This window comes from Pseudomonas sp. MT3 (assembly GCF_054720805.1).
In genome coordinates, this window is record NZ_JBTVPY010000004.1 from 281,234 (window position 1) to 298,615 (window position 17,382).

13 protein-coding genes are annotated in these 17,382 nt (G+C 68.2%); 9 read left to right on the forward strand and 4 right to left on the reverse strand.

Annotated features, from left to right (window positions below):
* The first annotated feature begins 300 nt into the window (after nt 1–300).
* The 3 genes from ACYCAX_RS06450 (at nt 301) to ACYCAX_RS06460 (ending at nt 6,105) form a co-directional block, all read left to right on the forward strand.
* A complete protein-coding gene (locus ACYCAX_RS06450) occupies nt 301–2,157 on the forward strand; it encodes a DUF1302 domain-containing protein (protein ID WP_460247629.1) in 1,857 nt (618 codons plus the stop codon).
* A gap of 13 nt (nt 2,158–2,170) precedes the next feature.
* A complete protein-coding gene (locus ACYCAX_RS06455; RefSeq protein ID WP_460247630.1) occupies nt 2,171–3,538 on the forward strand; it encodes a DUF1329 domain-containing protein in 1,368 nt (455 codons plus the stop codon).
* A gap of 152 nt (nt 3,539–3,690) precedes the next feature.
* Entirely contained in the window at nt 3,691–6,105 is a 2,415-nt protein-coding gene (locus tag ACYCAX_RS06460; RefSeq protein WP_460247631.1) for a LuxR C-terminal-related transcriptional regulator, read from the forward strand.
* Here ACYCAX_RS06460 and ACYCAX_RS06465 read toward each other — a convergent pair.
* The gene (locus tag ACYCAX_RS06465) at nt 6,094–6,999 is read right to left on the reverse strand and encodes a LysR family transcriptional regulator (RefSeq protein WP_015477176.1); all 906 of its coding nucleotides are present in this window, start codon (nt 6,997–6,999) and stop codon (nt 6,094–6,096) included. The genes ACYCAX_RS06460 and ACYCAX_RS06465 overlap by 12 nt on opposite strands.
* A 155-nt stretch (nt 7,000–7,154) precedes the next feature.
* On the opposite strand from ACYCAX_RS06465, the gene ACYCAX_RS06470 reads away from it, so the two are divergent.
* The 5 genes from ACYCAX_RS06470 to ACYCAX_RS06490 all read left to right on the forward strand — a co-directional run bounded on the left by ACYCAX_RS06470 (nt 7,155) and on the right by ACYCAX_RS06490 (nt 12,662).
* Entirely contained in the window at nt 7,155–7,982 is an 828-nt protein-coding gene (locus ACYCAX_RS06470; RefSeq protein WP_015477177.1) for an HTD2 family dehydratase, read from the forward strand.
* Nucleotides 7,983–8,029: 47 nt separating this feature from the next.
* Nucleotides 8,030–9,190 (forward strand): acyl-CoA dehydrogenase family protein, encoded by a 1,161-nt coding sequence (locus tag ACYCAX_RS06475; protein ID WP_460247632.1) that lies wholly within the window; start codon nt 8,030–8,032, stop codon nt 9,188–9,190.
* Nucleotides 9,191–9,214: 24 nt separating this feature from the next.
* Nucleotides 9,215–10,564, forward strand: coding sequence for an MmgE/PrpD family protein (locus ACYCAX_RS06480; protein ID WP_460247633.1), 1,350 nt, complete (start codon nt 9,215–9,217; stop codon nt 10,562–10,564).
* Between the two features lie 77 nt (nt 10,565–10,641).
* Entirely contained in the window at nt 10,642–11,832 is a 1,191-nt protein-coding gene (locus tag ACYCAX_RS06485; RefSeq protein ID WP_294976865.1) for a CaiB/BaiF CoA transferase family protein, read from the forward strand.
* 14 nt (nt 11,833–11,846) lie between these two features.
* On the forward strand, nt 11,847–12,662 hold the full coding sequence (locus tag ACYCAX_RS06490; RefSeq protein ID WP_460247634.1) for an HpcH/HpaI aldolase/citrate lyase family protein: 816 nt from the start codon (nt 11,847–11,849) through the stop codon (nt 12,660–12,662).
* Nucleotides 12,663–12,942: 280 nt separating this feature from the next.
* Here the strand turns inward: ACYCAX_RS06490 and ACYCAX_RS06495 are convergent, their stop codons facing one another.
* The 3 genes from ACYCAX_RS06495 to ACYCAX_RS06505 form a co-directional block, all read right to left on the reverse strand.
* Entirely contained in the window at nt 12,943–14,130 is a 1,188-nt protein-coding gene (locus ACYCAX_RS06495; protein ID WP_460247635.1) for a lipid-transfer protein, read from the reverse strand.
* A 73-nt stretch (nt 14,131–14,203) separates the two neighbouring features.
* The gene (locus ACYCAX_RS06500; protein ID WP_294976872.1) at nt 14,204–15,328 is read right to left on the reverse strand and encodes an acyl-CoA dehydrogenase; all 1,125 of its coding nucleotides are present in this window, start codon (nt 15,326–15,328) and stop codon (nt 14,204–14,206) included.
* Nucleotides 15,325–16,467 carry an acyl-CoA dehydrogenase family protein gene (locus ACYCAX_RS06505; protein WP_294976875.1) on the reverse strand — a complete coding sequence of 381 codons (1,143 nt, stop codon included), beginning with the start codon at nt 16,465–16,467 and terminating at the stop codon, nt 15,325–15,327. Before ACYCAX_RS06505 ends, ACYCAX_RS06500 begins: the two co-directional genes overlap by 4 nt.
* 128 nt (nt 16,468–16,595) lie before the next feature.
* Between ACYCAX_RS06505 and ACYCAX_RS06510 the strand changes: the two genes are divergently transcribed.
* On the forward strand, nt 16,596–17,381 hold the full coding sequence (locus ACYCAX_RS06510; protein ID WP_294976877.1) for an enoyl-CoA hydratase/isomerase family protein: 786 nt from the start codon (nt 16,596–16,598) through the stop codon (nt 17,379–17,381).
* The last annotated feature ends 1 nt before the right edge of the window (nt 17,382 follow it).

Here is a 17,382-nt window from a genome sequence, read left to right on the forward strand (position 1 = left end):
GCCCTGACCGCAGACGGCCGGACACTGGTTGTCATTGAACGCGGCATGGGGTGGAGTGCAAATCACCCGATCGGGTGGTTTGCCAACAGAGTGGGGGGCGGTTGGGGAGGGGTGTTACGCACCGTATCGCGCGTTTCGTCCGGTACCGGGGCAGGGTCTGCCGACAATGGCGCAAGCGCGAGAAAAAGGGACTTCGCCACCCTCTCGGGTGATGCGAAAAATCACCTGTTCAGGCGCTTTTTCGCGCTACCGGCGACTGACAGCATGCGCACTCCAACACATGGATCACTGGAGTACCGCATGCCAACAATAACAATGCGCGGAAGCTTCCGACCGCAGGCCCTGGCTGTCGCCGTGGCGCTGGCCTGGACTGCACAGGCGCAAGCCGTAAGCTTCAACATTGGCGAGATCGAAGGGCAATTCGACTCGTCGCTTTCCCTGGGCACCAGTTGGGCCCTGCGCAACCCCGATCCGGATTTCGTCTCCAATTACAACGTGGTCGGCGCCAAGGGCAAGGCCGCCTCGCGGACCAACGACAACGGCCGGCTGAACTTCAGCAAGGGCGACACCTTTTCGAAAATCTTCAAGGGCATCCACGACCTCGAGCTCAAGTACGGTGACTCCGGCGCCTTCCTGCGCGGCAAGTACTGGTACGACTTCCAGCTCAAGGACGAGGACCTGCGCTACTACAATATCGATGACCGTGGTCGCGACCAGTCGGCCAAGGCCTCGGGCGCCGAGTTCCTCGATGCCTTCGTCTACCACAACTACCAGGTGGCCGACCTGCCGGGCAACGTGCGTTTCGGCAAACAGGTGGTGAGCTGGGGCGAGAGCACCTTCATTCCCAACTCGATCAACTCGATCAACCCGGTGGACGTCTCCGCGCTGCGCCGCCCCGGCGCCGAGGTCAAGGAAGCGCTGGTGCCGGTCCAGCTGTTCTACCTCTCCCAGGGGCTCAGCGAGAACGTCACCGCCGAGGGCTTCTACCAGATCAAGTGGGACAAGACGATCACCGAGAACTGCGGCACCTTCTTTGCCGTCGACGCGGTGGCCAAGGGGTGCGACGACCGCCTGGTGATCGCCGGTCCCGACTTCGCTCCGGGCGACCCGCGGGCCAACAGCGGCAGCATCCTGGATGTGGCCGGGGGCCGCGCCAACGCCTACATCCCCCGTGGCGACGACCACGAGCCGGGCGACTCGGGACAGTTCGGCCTGGCCCTGCGCTGGTTCATTCCGGACTTCAACGACACCGAGCTGGGTGCGTACATGATGAACTATCATAGTCGCAACCCCTCCCTGAGCTTCACCCGCACCACCTTCGCGGGGCCCTCCAACGCGCTGACCACCGCCAGCCGCGTGCGTGGCGCCAGCTACTTCGTCGATTACCCCGAAGATATCCGTCTGTACGGCCTGAGCTTCCAGACCAACCTGGCCGGCGTCGCGCTCGGCGGCGAGATCAGCTACCGGCCGAACATGCCGATGCAGATCAACACCGGCGACCTCAACCTCGCGGCGGTGAACCAGCTCGGCCTGGTCAACGGCGTGCCCACTGCCGTGTCCCCGGTGTTCGTCGACGGCCAGGCGGTCAATGCGCCGGGCTCGGCGATCCAGGGCTACAAGCGCCTGCCGTTCACCCAGATGCAGGTCACCGCCACGCAGTTCTTCGATCAGGTGATGGGCGCCGAGCGCCTGACCCTGGTGGGCGAGGTCGGCTACGACCACATCAGCGGCATCGACAACTCCCTGGGCAGCCTGCGCTTCGGCCGCAGCCCGACCTACGGCGCCGGCGAGCTGCTCGACCAGTCGGTGTGCGTCGGTACCGCCGCCGGTACGGCCGGGGCCAGCAACCCGCAGCAGGAGTGCAACAGCGACGGCTTCTACACCAGCAGTTCGTGGGGCTACCGGGTACGCGGCATCCTCGACTACCCGAACGTGATCGCCGGCATCAACTTCAAGCCGAACATCGCCTGGTCGCACGACGTCAACGGCACCGGGCCGAGCTTCGAGGAAGGTGCCAAGGCCGTCAGCCTGGGCCTGGATGCGGACTACCGGAACACCTACACGGCGAGCCTGAGTTACACCAACTACTTCGGTGGGGATTACAACACCATGACCGACCGCGACTACATGTCAGTCAGCGTCGGCGTGAATTTCTGAGCAGGTGAACAGCATGTACATGATGAATTTGATGAAGGGCACGATCCTCGGCCTGAGCCTCCTGGCGAGTTCGGTACACGCCGCGGTTTCGGCCGAGGAAGCGGCCAAGCTCGGCACCACCCTGACGCCGCTGGGCGCCGAGAAGGCCGGCAATGCCGACGGCAGCATCCCGGCCTGGACCGGCGGCCTGCAGCCCGGCGCGGGCAAGGTGGAGAACGGCTTCCTCAGCAATCCGTTCCCCGACGACAAACCGCTGTTCGTCATCACCGCGCAGAACGCCGAGCAGTACAAGGACAAGCTCACCGCCGGCCAGATGGCGCTGTTCAAGCGCTATCCGGACAGCTACCGCATGCCGGTGTATGTGACCCGTCGCACCGCTGCCAGTCCGCAGGCCATCTATGACGCCGCGAAGCGCAGTGCGCTGCACACGGAGGAGGCGAATGACGGGAACAGCCTGGCCAACTTCAGCGATTCCCGCAACTACGCATTCCCGATTCCCAAGAACGGCTTGCAGGTGGTGTGGAACCATACGACTCGCTACCGCGGGCCGAATCAGCGCCGACTCACCGCCCAGGCGGTCCCGCAGGTCGACGGTTCCTTTACCCCGGTGACTTTCGAGGAGGACATCGCCTTTCCGCAGCTACTCAAGGATGGCGACCCCAGCAAGAATTCGAACGTGCTGTTCTACTACAAGCAGAGCGTGACCAGCCCGGCACGCCTGGCCGGCAACGTGCTGCTGGTGCATGAAACCATCGACCAGGTGTCGGAAGGCCGCCTGGCCTGGGTCTACAATGCCGGCCAGCGCCGTGTGCGCCGTGCCCCGCAGGTTGCCTACGATGGCCCAGGCACTGCCGCCGATGGTCAGCGTACCTCGGACGACTCGGACATGTTCAACGGTGCCCCGGACCGCTACGACTGGAAGCTGATTGGCAAGAAGGAAATCTACATCCCCTACAACAACTACCAGCTGTGGTCGCCCAAGCTGAAATATTCCGAAATCATCCAGCCGGGCCATATCAACCAAGATCTGACCCGTTACGAGCTGCACCGCGTGTGGGAAGTGGAGGCTACCCTCAAGCCCGGCCAGCGCCATATCTACGCCAAGCGTCACTACTACTTCGACGAGGACACCTGGATGGCGGTCGAGTCTCAGCTGTATGACGGTCGCGGCCAGCTCTGGCGTGTCGGCGAAGGTTTTGCGGTGAACAACTACGAGCAGGGTACCGCGTTGTACGCGGCGAATACTCTGAACGACCTGATCTCCGGCCGCTATCTGGTCATGGCGCTGCAAAACGAGTCCAGGCGTGGAATCGACTTCACGCTGGAGGCCAAGGCCAACGACTTCACCCCTGCGGCCCTGCGCAACGCAGGTATCCGCTAAGCCCCACGGCGCCGCCTCCCAGGGAGGGCAGGGCGGCACCATACCTCGGACTAGTCTCCCGGCTAGTCCGAACGACCGATTGTTCCCCCCATCCCCGAATGCTCTGCTGACACCCCGACGCAGCACGAATTACAACGAAAACGGGTGTCGCCATGTCCAGTTTCTCTGCCATTGCCGCCGGTGCGCCGGTGTCCATGCCTGCTACGCAGTTGCCGCGCGAGCCGCTGCTGCAAGTCCTGCTGGAGTCGCCACGCCGTCTGAGCCTGCTCTGCGCGCCGGCCGGGTATGGCAAGAGCGCCCTGGCCCGTGCCGCCCTGGAGCGCCTGCCGGCCAGCTGCGCGCGCATCTGGCTGGACTGCGCCGACCAGCCGCTGGGCGTGACGGCCGTGTGTTCGCAGATCGCCCGTAGCCTGGGATTGCCGGAGAGCGACCCGGCCAGCGTGCTGCTGGCCCTGCAACTGCGCCGGCAGCCGCTCTGGCTGGTGCTGGACGACTACCCGCAGACCCCCGATGCCGAGCTCGATGCCTGGGTTCAGCGTCTGCTGGGCCTGGCCGAAACGCCCCTGTACCTGCTGGTCAGTTGCCGCCAGCGCCCGGACTGGAACCTCTCGCGCCTGTTGCTCGACGAGCGCCTGTGCGAACTGGGAGCCGCGCAACTGGCCTTCAGCCGCGCGGAAAGCGACGCGCTGGCGCTCGCCCTGGGCTATGACAGCGAATGCCGCGAACGCCTGTGGGCGGCCACGCAGGGCTGGTGCGCCGGCGTGCGGCTGCTGCTCAGTGCGCGCGACGGCGTCCATGCGCCGGGCGAAGTGGCGTCCTGGCTGCGTTCCTACCTGGAGCAGGAACTTCTCGGCCGCCTCGACGCCGAGGCTGGCGACATGCTCTGCGGCCTGGCCTACCTGCCGCGCTTCAACCGCGAAATCTGCGCCGGCCTCTGGGAAGAGCAGGGCGGCGAACTGTTCGACCGCCTGCACCAGGGCCAGGGCTTCTTCCTTCCAATGGACGCCGAAGGCCGCTGCTTCCGCCTGCCGCCACTGGTAGCCAAGGCCCTGCAGGACCACCTCCAGGGGCCGGCCCTGACCCGCCTGCGTCTGCGCGCCTGCAGCGTGCTGAGCCAGGCAGGCTGGCTGAACGAAGCCATCGAAATGGCCCTGGGCGCCGGCCAGCCGGAAGTCGCCGCCAGCTACATGGATCGCCTGGACATGGACTGGCTGTTCGCCGGCCGCCACCTGCGCCTGCTGCTGGACTGGCGCGAAAAACTCCCGGCGGCGCTGATGGAAGGCACCCCCCGGCTGATCTGCCTGAACACCCGCGCACTGCTGTTCAGCTGGCGCCTGGACGAGGCCGAAGCCTGCATCGCGCGCCTCGGCGACTTCCTGCCGCAAGCCCAGGCCACGCGCAACCATCGCCTGCTGGCCAACTGGCTGGCCCTGCGCGGTGCGCTGGACGGCATGCACGGCCGCATGGACGACGCGCGTGAACGCTGCAGCGCCGCCCTGGCGGAACTGGGCCCGCACGACTGGCGTTCGGCGCTGCTGTGCCAGACCACCCTGGCGCGCCTGGACATGGCCTGCGGCCAGCCGCAGGCGGCGCGGCGCACCCTGCGGGAGGCCGTCGAACTGGCGCGTCGGCGGGGCTGCCTGGCCAGCGAAGTGCTGCTCGACTGTGACCGCATCCGCCTGGCGCTGCTCTGCGGCGAAGCGGGGCAGGCGCAGGCCCTGCTGGATGCTTGCTGCGAACGGGTAGCGGCGACCGGCCAGGAGCATGGGCTGCTGCTCGGCCGCCTGGCCTTCCTGCGCGGTGAACTGCTCCTGCTGCAGGGCGACCTGGAAGGCGCCGGCGCCATCCTCGAAAGCGGCGTGACGCAGGCCCGCACCTGCGCCGACCCCTATATCCTGCACGGTCTGCTCGGCCTCGCCGAAGTCGCCTCGCGTGGTGGCGAGCATCTGGAAGCCGGACGCATGGTGGATGAAGCCGAACGCTGCATGCACCGCTGGCGGGTGCAGCCAGCCTGCTATGCATTGCCACTGCAGGGCCTGCGCTTGCGCCTGCTGGCACGCCAGGGCCAATGGCAGCGCCTGCACCAGGAAGGCCAGGCGCTGGCGACGGAGCCGCTGGCGCCGCCGCTGCACACCCCCTCGCTGCCGCAGCGCCTGCATTATCTGCTGGCGCTCGCCGAGGCCGGCTGCGGCGATCCCTTGGCGGCGCGCGAACGTCTGCGCCGCCTGCAGGACGAATGCCAGCGCCTGGAGCTCTACGGCCTGGCCCGCGAGGCGCAGCACGCGCTGGAAAGCCTGGCCGGCGGCGTACAGACCGGGCAACTGCCCGGCCTGCTGCCGGCAGGGCCCGTCGGCACTGCCGAGGGTTGTGGGCACGGCCTCACCGCCCGCGAGGTGACGGTGCTGCGGCTGTTGGCCGAAGGCCTGTCGAACCAGGAGATTGGTAACAGCCTGTTCATCTCGCTGAACACCGTGAAGACACACACCAAGAAGATCAACGTGAAGCTCGGCGTGCGCCGACGTACCCAGGCCATCGTCCGCGCCAAGTCACTGGGACTACTCGGGTGAGCGGCCGCCGCCGGCCTGCCGCAGCAGATCCACCAGCGCCCGCGCGCAGCCGGGCAGGGCCTCGTGGTCGCGTAGCAGCACGCTGCGTTCGCGAACGACCCAGGGCTCGTCCAGAGCAAGGATCTGCAGGTTCATGGTGCGGCTGTGGCGCAACGCCGCCGTTTCCGGGATGACCCCGATGCCGACGCCGGCCTCGACCATCCGGCAGATGGCCTCGAAGCTGGCCACCTGGATACGCAGGTTGAGGCTGCCGCCGACGCGCTTCACCTGCTCGCGCAGGAAGCTCTGCAGGGTGCTGCCCTCGTGCAGGCCGATGTGAGCGAAGCCCAGGGTATCGGCCAGCGTCAGGTGTCGCAGACGGCCCAGCGGATGCTCCGGCGGTACCACCAAGACCAGCCGGTCGGTGCTGAAGTGCACCACCTGCAAGCCTTCGGCGCGCACCGGACCGGCGACGATGCCCAGGTCGGCGGAGCCGTCGAGGATGGCGCGGACGATGTCGCGGTTCAGGCGTTCCTGCAGGTCCACGCTGACACCGGGGCGCACCGCGAGGAAGCCGGCCAGCAACTCGGGCAGGAACTCGGTGACCGCCGTGGTGTTGGCGAAGATGCGGATGTGCCCGACCTGGTCGCCGCCCTGTTCGCTGAAGTCATCCTTCAGATGATCCACCTGGCGCAGGATCAGCCGCGCGTGCTGCAGCAGCCGGTGGCCCGCCGGGGTCAGCTCGACGCCGCGGTTGTCGCGATACAGCAGGCGGCAGTCGAGCTGGCCCTCCAGCGCCTTGATCCGCGCGCTGGCGGCGGCGGCCGAGAGATGGGCGCGGCGCGCGCCCTGGGTCAGGCTGGGGGCTTCGGCGATGTGCGCAAAAAGCCGCAGGTCGGCCAGGTCGAAGTGCATGGGGCGGTTCTCCGCGAAACGGCAGACAGCCCCGCTAGGCTGTCAGTGTCGAAGTGGCGTTAGGATTTCCCTAACGCTGGATTATGAAAATGTATATTCAGCGAACGCAAGCCCTGTTGCATGCTCCGTTCATCAAACCTGCGAAGAGGTCCGAAATGAGCGATTCACCCTACGCCGACTGGATCGGCCGCTCCCAGGAGCGCGAGGAAGAATTGAGTACGCTGCTGGTCCGCCGCCTGGCCGTGACCCTGGCCGAAGAGGCTCCGGCTGCTGGCGAGGCGCTGCCGCCGCTGTGGCACTGGATGTTCTTCCAGGATGAAGTGATCGAGCCGGGCCTGGGCGCCGACGGCCACCCGGCGCGTGGCGGCTTCCTGCCCCCGGCCGATGGGCGCAACCGCATGTGGGCAGGCGGCCGCCTGGAGTTCCATGAGCCGCTGCGCGTCGGCGGCGTGGCGAAGCGCACCACCACCATCCTGAATGTCGAGGAAAAGCACGGCCGCACCGGCTCGTTGCTGTTCGTCACCCTGCGCCACGAATTCGTCCAGGACGGCCGCCTGGCGTTCAGCGAAGAGCAGGACATCGTCTACCGCGAGCCCAGCCCGCCCAAGCTCTCCAGCGGCGACGCAATGCCCGTCGGCGGCTGGCGCGAGGCCGTGGTGCCGTCGCCGATCCTGCTGTTCCGCTACTCCGCGCTGACCTTCAACGGCCACCGCATCCATTACGACTGGCCCTACGTCACCGAGGCCGAGGGCTACCCCGGACTGGTGGTGCACGGCCCGCTGATCGGCACCCTGAACCTGCGCGCGTTCTGCCGCGCCAACCCCAACGCACGCCTGCGCCGCTACGCCTACCGTGGCCAGCGCCCGCTGATCAGCCCCGAGCCGTTCGAAGTCGGCGGCCGCCTGAGCGGCCCCGGCAAGGCCGAAGTCTGGGCCGGCAACGGCGCCGGCATCGCCCAGCGCGGCGAAGTGGAATTCGACTGACCGCACCGTTTCCGGTGCCCCCAACAAGAAAGACATGAGGTGTTTCGATGACGTCCACCCCCGAAGAACTCCAGGCCATCCGTGAAGGCGTGCGCGCCCTGTGCGCGGAGTTCCCCGCCGAGTACTGGCGCAAGATCGACGAAGAGAAGGGCTTCCCCGAGGCATTTGTCCGCGCCATGACCGAAGCCGGCTGGCTCTCGGCGATGATTCCGGAAGAGTACGGCGGCTCGGGCCTGGGCCTGGCCGAGGCCTCGGTGATCCTCGAGGAAGTGAACCACTGCGGCGGCAACTCCGGGACCATCCACGGGCAGATGTACAACATGTTCACCCTGCTGCGTAACGGCAGCGCCGAGCAGAAGGCCTACTACCTGCCCAAGCTGGCCAGCGGCGAGCTGCGCCTGCAGTCCATGGGCGTCACCGAGCCGACCACCGGCACCGACACCACCAAGATCAAGACCACCGCCGTGCGCCAGGGCGACAAGTACGTGATCAACGGCCAGAAGGTGTGGATCTCGCGCATCCAGCATTCCGACCTGATGATCCTGCTGGCCCGCACCACGCCGCTGGCCGAGGTGAAGAAGAAATCCGAAGGCATGTCGATCTTCCTCGTCGACCTGCGCGAGGCCATCGGCAACGGCCTGACCGTGCAGCCGATTGCCAACATGGTCAACCACGAGACCAACGAGCTGTTCTTCGACAACCTGGAACTGCCGGCCAGCAGCCTGATCGGCGAGGAAGGCAAGGGCTTCAAGTACATCCTCGACGGCCTCAATGCCGAGCGCACCCTGATCGCCGCCGAGTGCATCGGCGACGGCCGCTGGTTCACCGAGAAGTCCGCCCAGTACGCCCGCGACCGCGTGGTGTTCGGCCGCCCGATCGGGCAGAACCAGGGCGTGCAGTTCCCTATCGCCGAGGCGCACATCGAGATCGAAGCGGCTGACCTGATGCGCTGGCGCGCCTGCCAGGAATACGACAGCGGCAAGAACGCCGGCGCCGCCGCCAACATGGCCAAGTACCTGGCGGCCAAGGCCAGCTGGGAAGCGGCCAATGCCTGCCTGCAGACCCACGGCGGTTTCGGCTTCGCCAACGAGTACGACGTCGAGCGCAAGTTCCGCGAGACGCGCCTGTACCAGGTGGCGCCGATTTCCACCAACCTGATCCTGTCCTACGTGGCCGAGCACCTGCTCGAACTGCCGCGCTCCTTCTGATCACGGCGCCTCGAGAACAACACAATGAACAACACCCACGCCCTTGCCGAATTTCTCGCCGGCCTGCGCTACGAAGACCTGCCGCAAGCGGTGGTCGAGCGTACCGAAGACCTGTTCCTCGACTGGCTCGGCTCAGCCCTGGCCAGCCAGGACCGCCACCCGATCCCGCTGTTCCAGCGCTACGCCCGCACGATGGGCCCGGCGGACGGCAACAGCCGCATCCTGGTCGACGGTCGCGGCAGCAGCGCCTACTTCGCCGCGCTGGTGAATGGTGCCAGTTCGCACCTGGTGGAACAGGATGACCTGCACAACAGCTCGGTGTTGCACCCGGCTACCGTGGTCTTCCCGGCCGCCCTGGCCGCTGCCCAGGACCTGGGCAAGTCCGGCCGCGAGCTGATCCTTGCCAGCGTCGCCGGCTATGAGGCCGGCATCCGCATCGGCGAGTTCCTTGGCCGTACGCACTACCGCATCTTCCACACCACCGCCACGGTCGGCACCCTGGCCGCCGCGGTGGCGGTGGGCAAGCTGCTGGGCTTCGACAGCCATCAGTTCGTGCATTGCCTGGGCAGCGCCGGCACCCAGGCCGCCGGGCTCTGGGAGTTCCTGCGCGACGCTGCCGACTCCAAGCAACTGCACACCGCCAAGGCCGCCGCCGATGGCCTGCTGGCCGCCTACCTGACCGCCGACGGCCTGACTGGCGCGCAGAACATCCTCGAAGGCGAGCAGGGCATGGCCGCCGGGATGTCCCGCGATGCCGACCCACGCTGGCTGGTGGACGGCCTGGGCACCCGCTGGGCGCTGGCCGAGACCTCCTTCAAGTTCCACGCCTCCTGCCGCCATACCCACCCGGCCGCCGATGCGCTGCTGGCGTTGATGCAGCGCGAGGGGCTGGAGCACGACGACATCGCCAAGGTGACCACCCGCGTGCACCAGGCAGCCATCGACGTGCTCGGCCGTGTGGTGGTGCCGCAGAGCGTGCACCAGGCGAAGTTCTCGATGGGCACCGTGCTGGGCCTGATCGCCGTGCACGGCAAGGCCGGGCTGGTGGAGTTCGAGACGTTCGCCCTGAAGGACCCGCGCATCGCCGCCTTCCGCGAAAAGGTCGAGATGCAGCTCGACCCCGAGGTCGACGGCGCCTACCCGCAGCGCTGGCTGGGCCGGGTCGAGGTGGTGACCACCGATGGTCGCTGCTTCCAGGGGGCGATCGACGAGCCCAAGGGCGATCCGGGCAACACGCTGAGCCGCGAGGAGCTTGCGGACAAGTTCCGCCGCCTGTTGGCGTTCGCCGGTGCCCGTGGCGATGCCGAGGCCGAGCGGCTGATCGACGCCACCTGGCGCCTGCATGCGCAGACGCAGCTCGGCGACTTCGCCTGAGCCTGTCCCGGGCGGCCATGCCGCCCGGATCTTCCGAATCGTCGCGCCGGCCGGCTGGCCGGCGCCTGGAGTTTTCCATGAGTTCGCGTCCCCTCGACGGCATTACCGTGATCAGCCTGGAACACGCCATTGCCGCGCCGTTCTGCACCCGCCAATTGGCCGACCTCGGCGCGCGGGTGATCAAGGTCGAACGCCCCGGCGTCGGCGACTTCGCCCGTGGCTACGACGAACGCGTGCGTGGCATGGCCTCGCATTTCGTCTGGACCAACCGTTCCAAGGAAAGCCTGGCCCTGGACCTCAAGCAGGCACCTGCGCAGGTCGTGCTGGAGCAACTGCTGGAGCGCGCCGACGTGCTGGTACAGAACCTGGCGCCGGGCGCCGCGGCGCGCATGGGACTGTCGTTCGAGGCACTGCACGAACGCTTCCCGAAGCTGATCGTCTGCGACATTTCCGGCTACGGCGAAGGTGGGCCCTACGAGCAGAAGAAGGCCTACGACCTGCTGATCCAGAGCGAAAGCGGCTTCCTCTCGGTGACCGGCGGTCCCGGCGCCGATGGGATGGCCAAGGCCGGCTGCTCCATCGCCGACATCTCCGCCGGCATGTATGCCTACAGCGGCATCCTCTCGGCGCTGCTGCTGCGAGGGCGCACGGGACAGGGCAGCCGGGTCGAGGTGTCCATGCTGGAAAGCATGGCCGAATGGATGGGCTTCCCGATGTACTACGCCTTCGAGGGCCAGAACCCGCCGCCGCGCGCCGGCGCCGCCCACGCCACCATCTACCCCTACGGCCCGTTCCCGGTGGGCGATGGCGGCAGCGTGATGCTGGGCGTGCAGAACGAACGCGAATGGCAGGCGTTCTGCGAACAGGTGCTGCGACAGCCGGCCCTGGTCGGCGACCCGCGCTTCACCAGCACCAGCCTGCGCGTGGCCAACCGCGAGGCGCTGCGGGCACTGATCGTCGAAGCCTTTGCCAGCCTGACGGCGGAACAGGTGGTCGAGCGCCTGGAGCTGGCGCAGATTGCCAACGCCCACGTCAATGACATGCGCGATCTGTGGCAACATCCCCAACTCGCCGCCCGTGAGGGCTGGCGCGAAATCGACAGCCCGGTCGGCCGACTGCCGGCGTTGCTGCCGCCCGCCCGCAACAGCGCGTTCGCCGCGCGCATGGACGCGGTGCCGGCGCTCGGCGAGCACACCGACGGCCTGCTACAGGAACTGGGCTATACCCCCCGTGACATCCAGCGCCTGCACGAGCAGGGCGCGGTATGAGCCAGGAGAACCTCATGACCCCCATTGTCCGCACCGCCCTGTTCGTTCCCGGCAGCCGCCCGGAGCGTTTCGCCAAGGCCCTGGGCTGCGGCGCCGACGCGGTGATCGTCGACCTGGAGGACGCGGTGGAGGCATCGCTCAAGGCCCAGGCGCGCGACAACCTGGCGGCCTTCCTCGGCGCCGAACCGACGGCACGCGTGCTGGTGCGAGTGAATGCCGCCGGTGACCCGGAGCAGGCCGCCGACCTGGAGCTGTGCGGACGCCTGCCGGGCGTGGTCGGCATCCTGCTGCCCAAGGCCGAGCGCGCCGCCCAGGTCCGCGTCGCGGTGGCCTGCGGCAAACCGGTCTGGCCCCTGATCGAGAGCGCGCGGGGCCTGCTGGCCCTGGGCGAGATCGCCGCCTGCGAGGGCGTGGAGCGCCTGACTTTCGGCGGGCTCGATCTGGCCCTGGATATCGGCATGAGCAACGGGACGGCGGCCGCCGCCGCGGTCTACGACCAGGTGCGCCTGAGCCTGCTGCTGCATTCGCGGGTCAACGGCCTGCAGCCGCCGCTGGATACGGTCTACCTTGCATTCGACGATGCCGAAGGGCTGGCGGCGACCATTCGCCACGGCCGCGACCTGGGTCTGGTGGGTGCGCTGTGCATCCATCCGAAGCAGGTCGCGGTGGTCCATGCGGCGCTGGCGCCCGACGCCGACGAGCTGGACTGGGCTCGGCGCGTGGTGGAGGCGGCGCAGAGTGGCGCGGCTGCGTTCCAGGTCGATGGGCAGATGGTCGACGCCCCTGTGCTGGGCCGTGCCCGGCGCCTGCTGGCCAACGCCGGCCTCTGACCCTCCGCTTTCTGTAGGAGCTTGCTCGCGAAGCGTCCTGCATCGGCATAGGCCCGCCGGACGCTGATCTTGCCGGCGAATCGCGGACAAAGTCCGCTCCTACAGGGCGACAGGGTTTCGTCCGTAGAAACTTGGTAGGCCTAGCGCCGAGGGCATGCCCGGATCTGTAGGAGCGAGCTTGCTCGCGAACAGCTCCGCAGCGGAGCGGGTTCGCGAGCAGGCTCGCTTACACGGGCAAACGCCGCCTGAAACGCTTGAGCGCCGTCCCGACGCCGCTACTTCAGTTCCGGCCGAACAGCGTGACCACGCAGGCGCCGCCCAGGCCCAGATTGTGCTGCAGGGCGATGTCCAGTCCTTCCACCTGGCGCACACCGGCGCTGCCGCGCAACTGGTGGGTCAGCTCGTAGCATTGCGCCAGCCCCGTGGCGCCCAGCGGATGGCCCTTCGACAGGAGGCCGCCGGACGGATTGGTGACCACCCGGCCGCCATAGGTGTTGTCGCCGTCCAGGACGAATTTTTCCGCGCCGCCGAGCGGACACAGGCCGAGCGCTTCATAGGTCAGCAGCTCGTTGTGCGCGAAGCAGTCATGCAGCTCCACGGCGCGCACATCCTGCGGGCCGACGCCGGCCTTCTCGTAGACCTGCCGCGCGGCGGCCTGGGCCATCTGGAAGCCGACATAGCTGATCATCGAGGGCGGATCGAAGGATTCCAGCGGATCGGTGGTCAGCGCCTGGGCGAGGATCGCGACGTCGGTGCTCAGGCCGTGGCGGCGGGCAAAGCGCTCGCTGCAGACGATGGCCGCGGCGGCGCCGCAGGTGGGCGGACAGGCCATCAGGCGGGTCATCACGCCCGGCCACATCACCTGGTCGTTGAGGACGTCTTCGGTAGTCACCACCTTGCGGAACAGCGCCAGCGGGTTGTTGGCCGCGTGGCGGCTGGCCTTGGCGCGGATCGCGGCGAAGGTCGACAACTGGGTGCCGTACTTGAGCATGTGCTCGCGACCCGCGCCGCCAAAGGTGCGCAGGGGACCGGGGAGATCGCCGGCATCGGCGGTCAGCGTCTCGACGATCGGCAGGAAGCGCGCACGCGTCACCGGGCGGTCATCCCAGTTGGACTTGAGCGCGCCCGGCCGCATCTGCTCGAAGCCCAGCGCCAGAACGCAATCGGCCTGGCCGCTTTCCACGGCGGCGCGCGCCAGGTACAGCGCGGTCGAGCCAGTGGAGCAGTTGTTGTTGACGTTGATGATCGGAATACCGCTGCGGCCCACCTCATAAATGGCGGTCTGGCCGCAGGTGGAGTCGCCGTAGACGTAGCCGGCGAAGGCCATCTGCACCTTCTCGTAGCCGATGCCGGCGTCCTTCAGCGCCAGGCGCAGCGCCTCGGCGCCCATCTGGGTGTAGCTCGGGCTCGCGCCCGGCTTGGTGAAAGGGATCATGCCGACGCCGGCCACTATGACTTTATCGCTCATGGGGAAAGGCTCCTGTGCGGAATACCCGCTGGGTTTGGGAGGGCGGGGCGCGCTGGGCGCCCCGGAAAACGCATCAGAGACTGCGGTCGCAGAGGCCGCTCCAGAAGCCGGCGGAACCGGCGCCTATAGCCGCCTCGCCGAGCAGGCGCGCCCACTGGCTGTCGCTGCCGAAGTCGTCGCGCCAGGACCACAGCCGCCGGGTCGCCTGGTGCAGGCTGTGCTCGCGGGTGAAGCCGATGGCGCCGAATACCTGGTGCGCCACCGAACAGGCCAGGGTCGCCGCCTCGCCGGCGCAGACCTTGGCCACCGCGACGTCGAAGCGCAGGCGGAGGGTGCCGCCCGGCTCGCCGGCGAATGCCGCGTCGGCGCTGTCCAGGGCCACCTGGCAGGCCATGCGCGCGGCGCCGATGGCGCCGGCCAGTTGCGCCAGGTACTGCTGCAGCGCCTGCTGGCGGCCGATGGGCTTGCCGAACTGGACCCGCTGGTTGGCGTACTCCACGGTCTTGTCCAGGGTCGCTTCGAGGGCTCCCCAGAGCATGCAGGCCCGCGCCAGGGCGCCGAGGGTCCAGGCCGGCTCGTCGAGTTCGTCCAGCGGCTGCGCCGCCAGTGCTGCGATCCCGGCATCCTCCAGGTGCAGACGGTCGAGGGGTTCGGCGGCGTAATTGCTGTCGGCCTCCAGGCGGACGGCTGCCTGGCGCAGGTCGACCAGTGCCAGTTGCCGTTCCACTCCGACGACCACCAGCCAGTGGCAGTCGCGAGCCCAGGGTACCCGCGAGACGCTGCCGCCCAGGCGACGGCCATCGGCGCACAGCCGCAGATCGCCGTGGCGGCCGGCCTGGACGATCGTCAGCGGCCCCTCGGGTATCGCCAGACCCGCGCGGTCCAGCAGCGCACCGGCCAGCATGCTTTCCGCCAGGGGCAAGGGCGCCTGCCAGTAGCCGATGGCGCGCAGCAGCGGGCCAACCTCGCTCCAGCGGGCGCCGCTGCCACCGGCGCTCTCGCCGACCAGCGCGGCGGGCAGGCCCTGCGCGGCCACGCTGCGCCAGAGTTGCGGGTCGGGAGTGCCGGTCTCGAAGGCTGCCAGGCGCTCGGCGTCGATCAGGTCGGCGAACAGACGCTCGACGCTGTCGGCGATCAGGCGTTGCAGTTCGGACGGCTCGCCAGCAGCGGCCGCCAGGTGTTCGGAAGTCGGATTCATCGCAGTCCAAGGCCTCTGGCAATGATGCCGCGGAGGATTTCACGGGTGCCGCCGCGCAGGGAGAAGGAGGGCGCCACCTGGGTGACGTAGCGCATCACCTGTTCCAGGTCGGAACCGGGTTCGCAGCGGCCGCCGAACAGGTCGTGGGCGAGGTCCGGCAGCGACTGTTCCAGCAACGCGCCCTGATCCTTGACCAGCGCCGCCGGGGTGGCCGGGTTGTCGCCACGGGCGAGCATGCCGGCGACGCCCAGGGACATCTGCCGCAGTGCCGCGTAGCGTGCGACGACGCGGCCCAGGCCGATGGCCTGGTGGCTGTCGTCCGGGGTGGCGGCATCGAGCATTTCCAGGTACAGCTGGGTGCTGCTCAGGTAGCGTTCCGGGCCGCTGCGCTCCAGCGCCAGTTCGGCGCCGACCTGCTTCCAGCCGTCGCCGGGCTGGCCAATGACGAAATCGTCGGGTACGAAGACGTCTTCGAGGAAGACTTCGTTGAAATCATGCTCGCCAAGCAGGTTGTGGATCGGTCGCACCGTCACGCCCGGCGCGCCCAGGTCGATCAGCAACTGGGACAGGCCGGCATGCCGGTTCGCTTCGTCGCGCGGCGCGGTGCGCAGTAGGGTGACCATGTACTGGCAGCGTTGCGCGCCGGTGGTCCACACCTTGCTGCCGTTGACGATCCAGCCGCCGGCGGTCTTCACCGCGCGGGTGCGCACCGCCGCCAGGTCGGAGCCGACGTCCGGCTCGCTCATGCCAATGCCGATGTAGATCTCGCCCCGCGCGATGCCGGGGCAGATACGCGGTGCCAGCACCTCGGGGGAAAAGCGCATCAGCAGCGGTCCGCTCTGCCGCTCGGCGATCCAGTGGGCGTTCACCGGGGCGCCGGCGGCGAGCAGTTCTTCCAGCACCACGTAGCGCTCCAGGGCGCTGCGCTCATGACCGCCGTAGCGCCGGGGCCAGGTCATGCCGAGCCAGCCGCGCTCGCCCAGTCGGCGGCTGAAGGCGGGGCTGGCGCCATTCCAGCTCTTGGCGCGTTCCGCCGGCGGCAGGTCCTGCAATGCCTCGGCGAGGAAGTCGCGCACCTGCTGGCGCAGCGCCTCGCAGCCAGCATCCAGGCGGCAGGGGCGTATGTCGAGTGCCTGCATCGTTGTCGTACTCCAGGGCAGGGAGATCATGTTTTAAACTTGCTTGTCAGCAAGCAAGTAAATAACCTATCAGCAATCTTCGCATCCGGGCAAGCGGTGCCCGGTTGCCTATCACCGAGGAGAACACGATGTCAGCGACGCCAGGATTCACCCCGGGACGCGGCCTGTCCCTGGAGCTGCAGGGGCATGTCGCCGTGCTGGAGTTCAGCCGCCCGCCCTACAACTATTTCGACAAGGAACTGATCGAGGATCTGGTTGCTGCCCTCGACTACCTCGACAGCCTGGAACAATGCCGGGTGACCGTGCTGCAGGCGCAGGGCAAGGTGTTCTGCGCCGGCGCCGACTTCTCCGGGGCCGAGCAGCGCGACCCGGAGTTCCCGCGGCGCCTGTACCGCTTCGCGGTGCGCCTGTTCCGCGTGCGCAAACCGGTGATCTGCGTGGTGGAGGGCGCCGCCGTCGGGGGTGGCCTGGGCCTTGCGCTGTTCGCCGACTTCCGCGTGACCAGCGAACGGGCGCGCTTCTCAGCGAATTTCAATCGCCTGGGTATTCATCCCGGCTTCGGCCTTTCCGTGACACTGCCGCGCCTGCTCGGTCAGCAGCAGGCGGCCCTGCTGTTGGCCACCGGGCGCCGTATCGACGGCGCCGAGGCCGTGCGCATCGGCCTGGCCGACGTGCTTGCGCCGGCCGGCGAGGAACGGCAAGCTGCGCTCGCCCTGGCCGGGGAGATCGCCCTGTGCGCGCCGCTGTCGCTGCTGTCGACCCGGGAAACCCTGCGCCAGGGCCTGGCCGAGCAGGTCGAGCGTGCGGTGGAGCGCGAGGCCGACGAGCAGGCGTGGCAGATCCGCAGCGAAGACTTCGCCGAGGGCACCCAGGCCATGACCGAACGGCGCGAACCACGATTCAAGGGCAGATGAG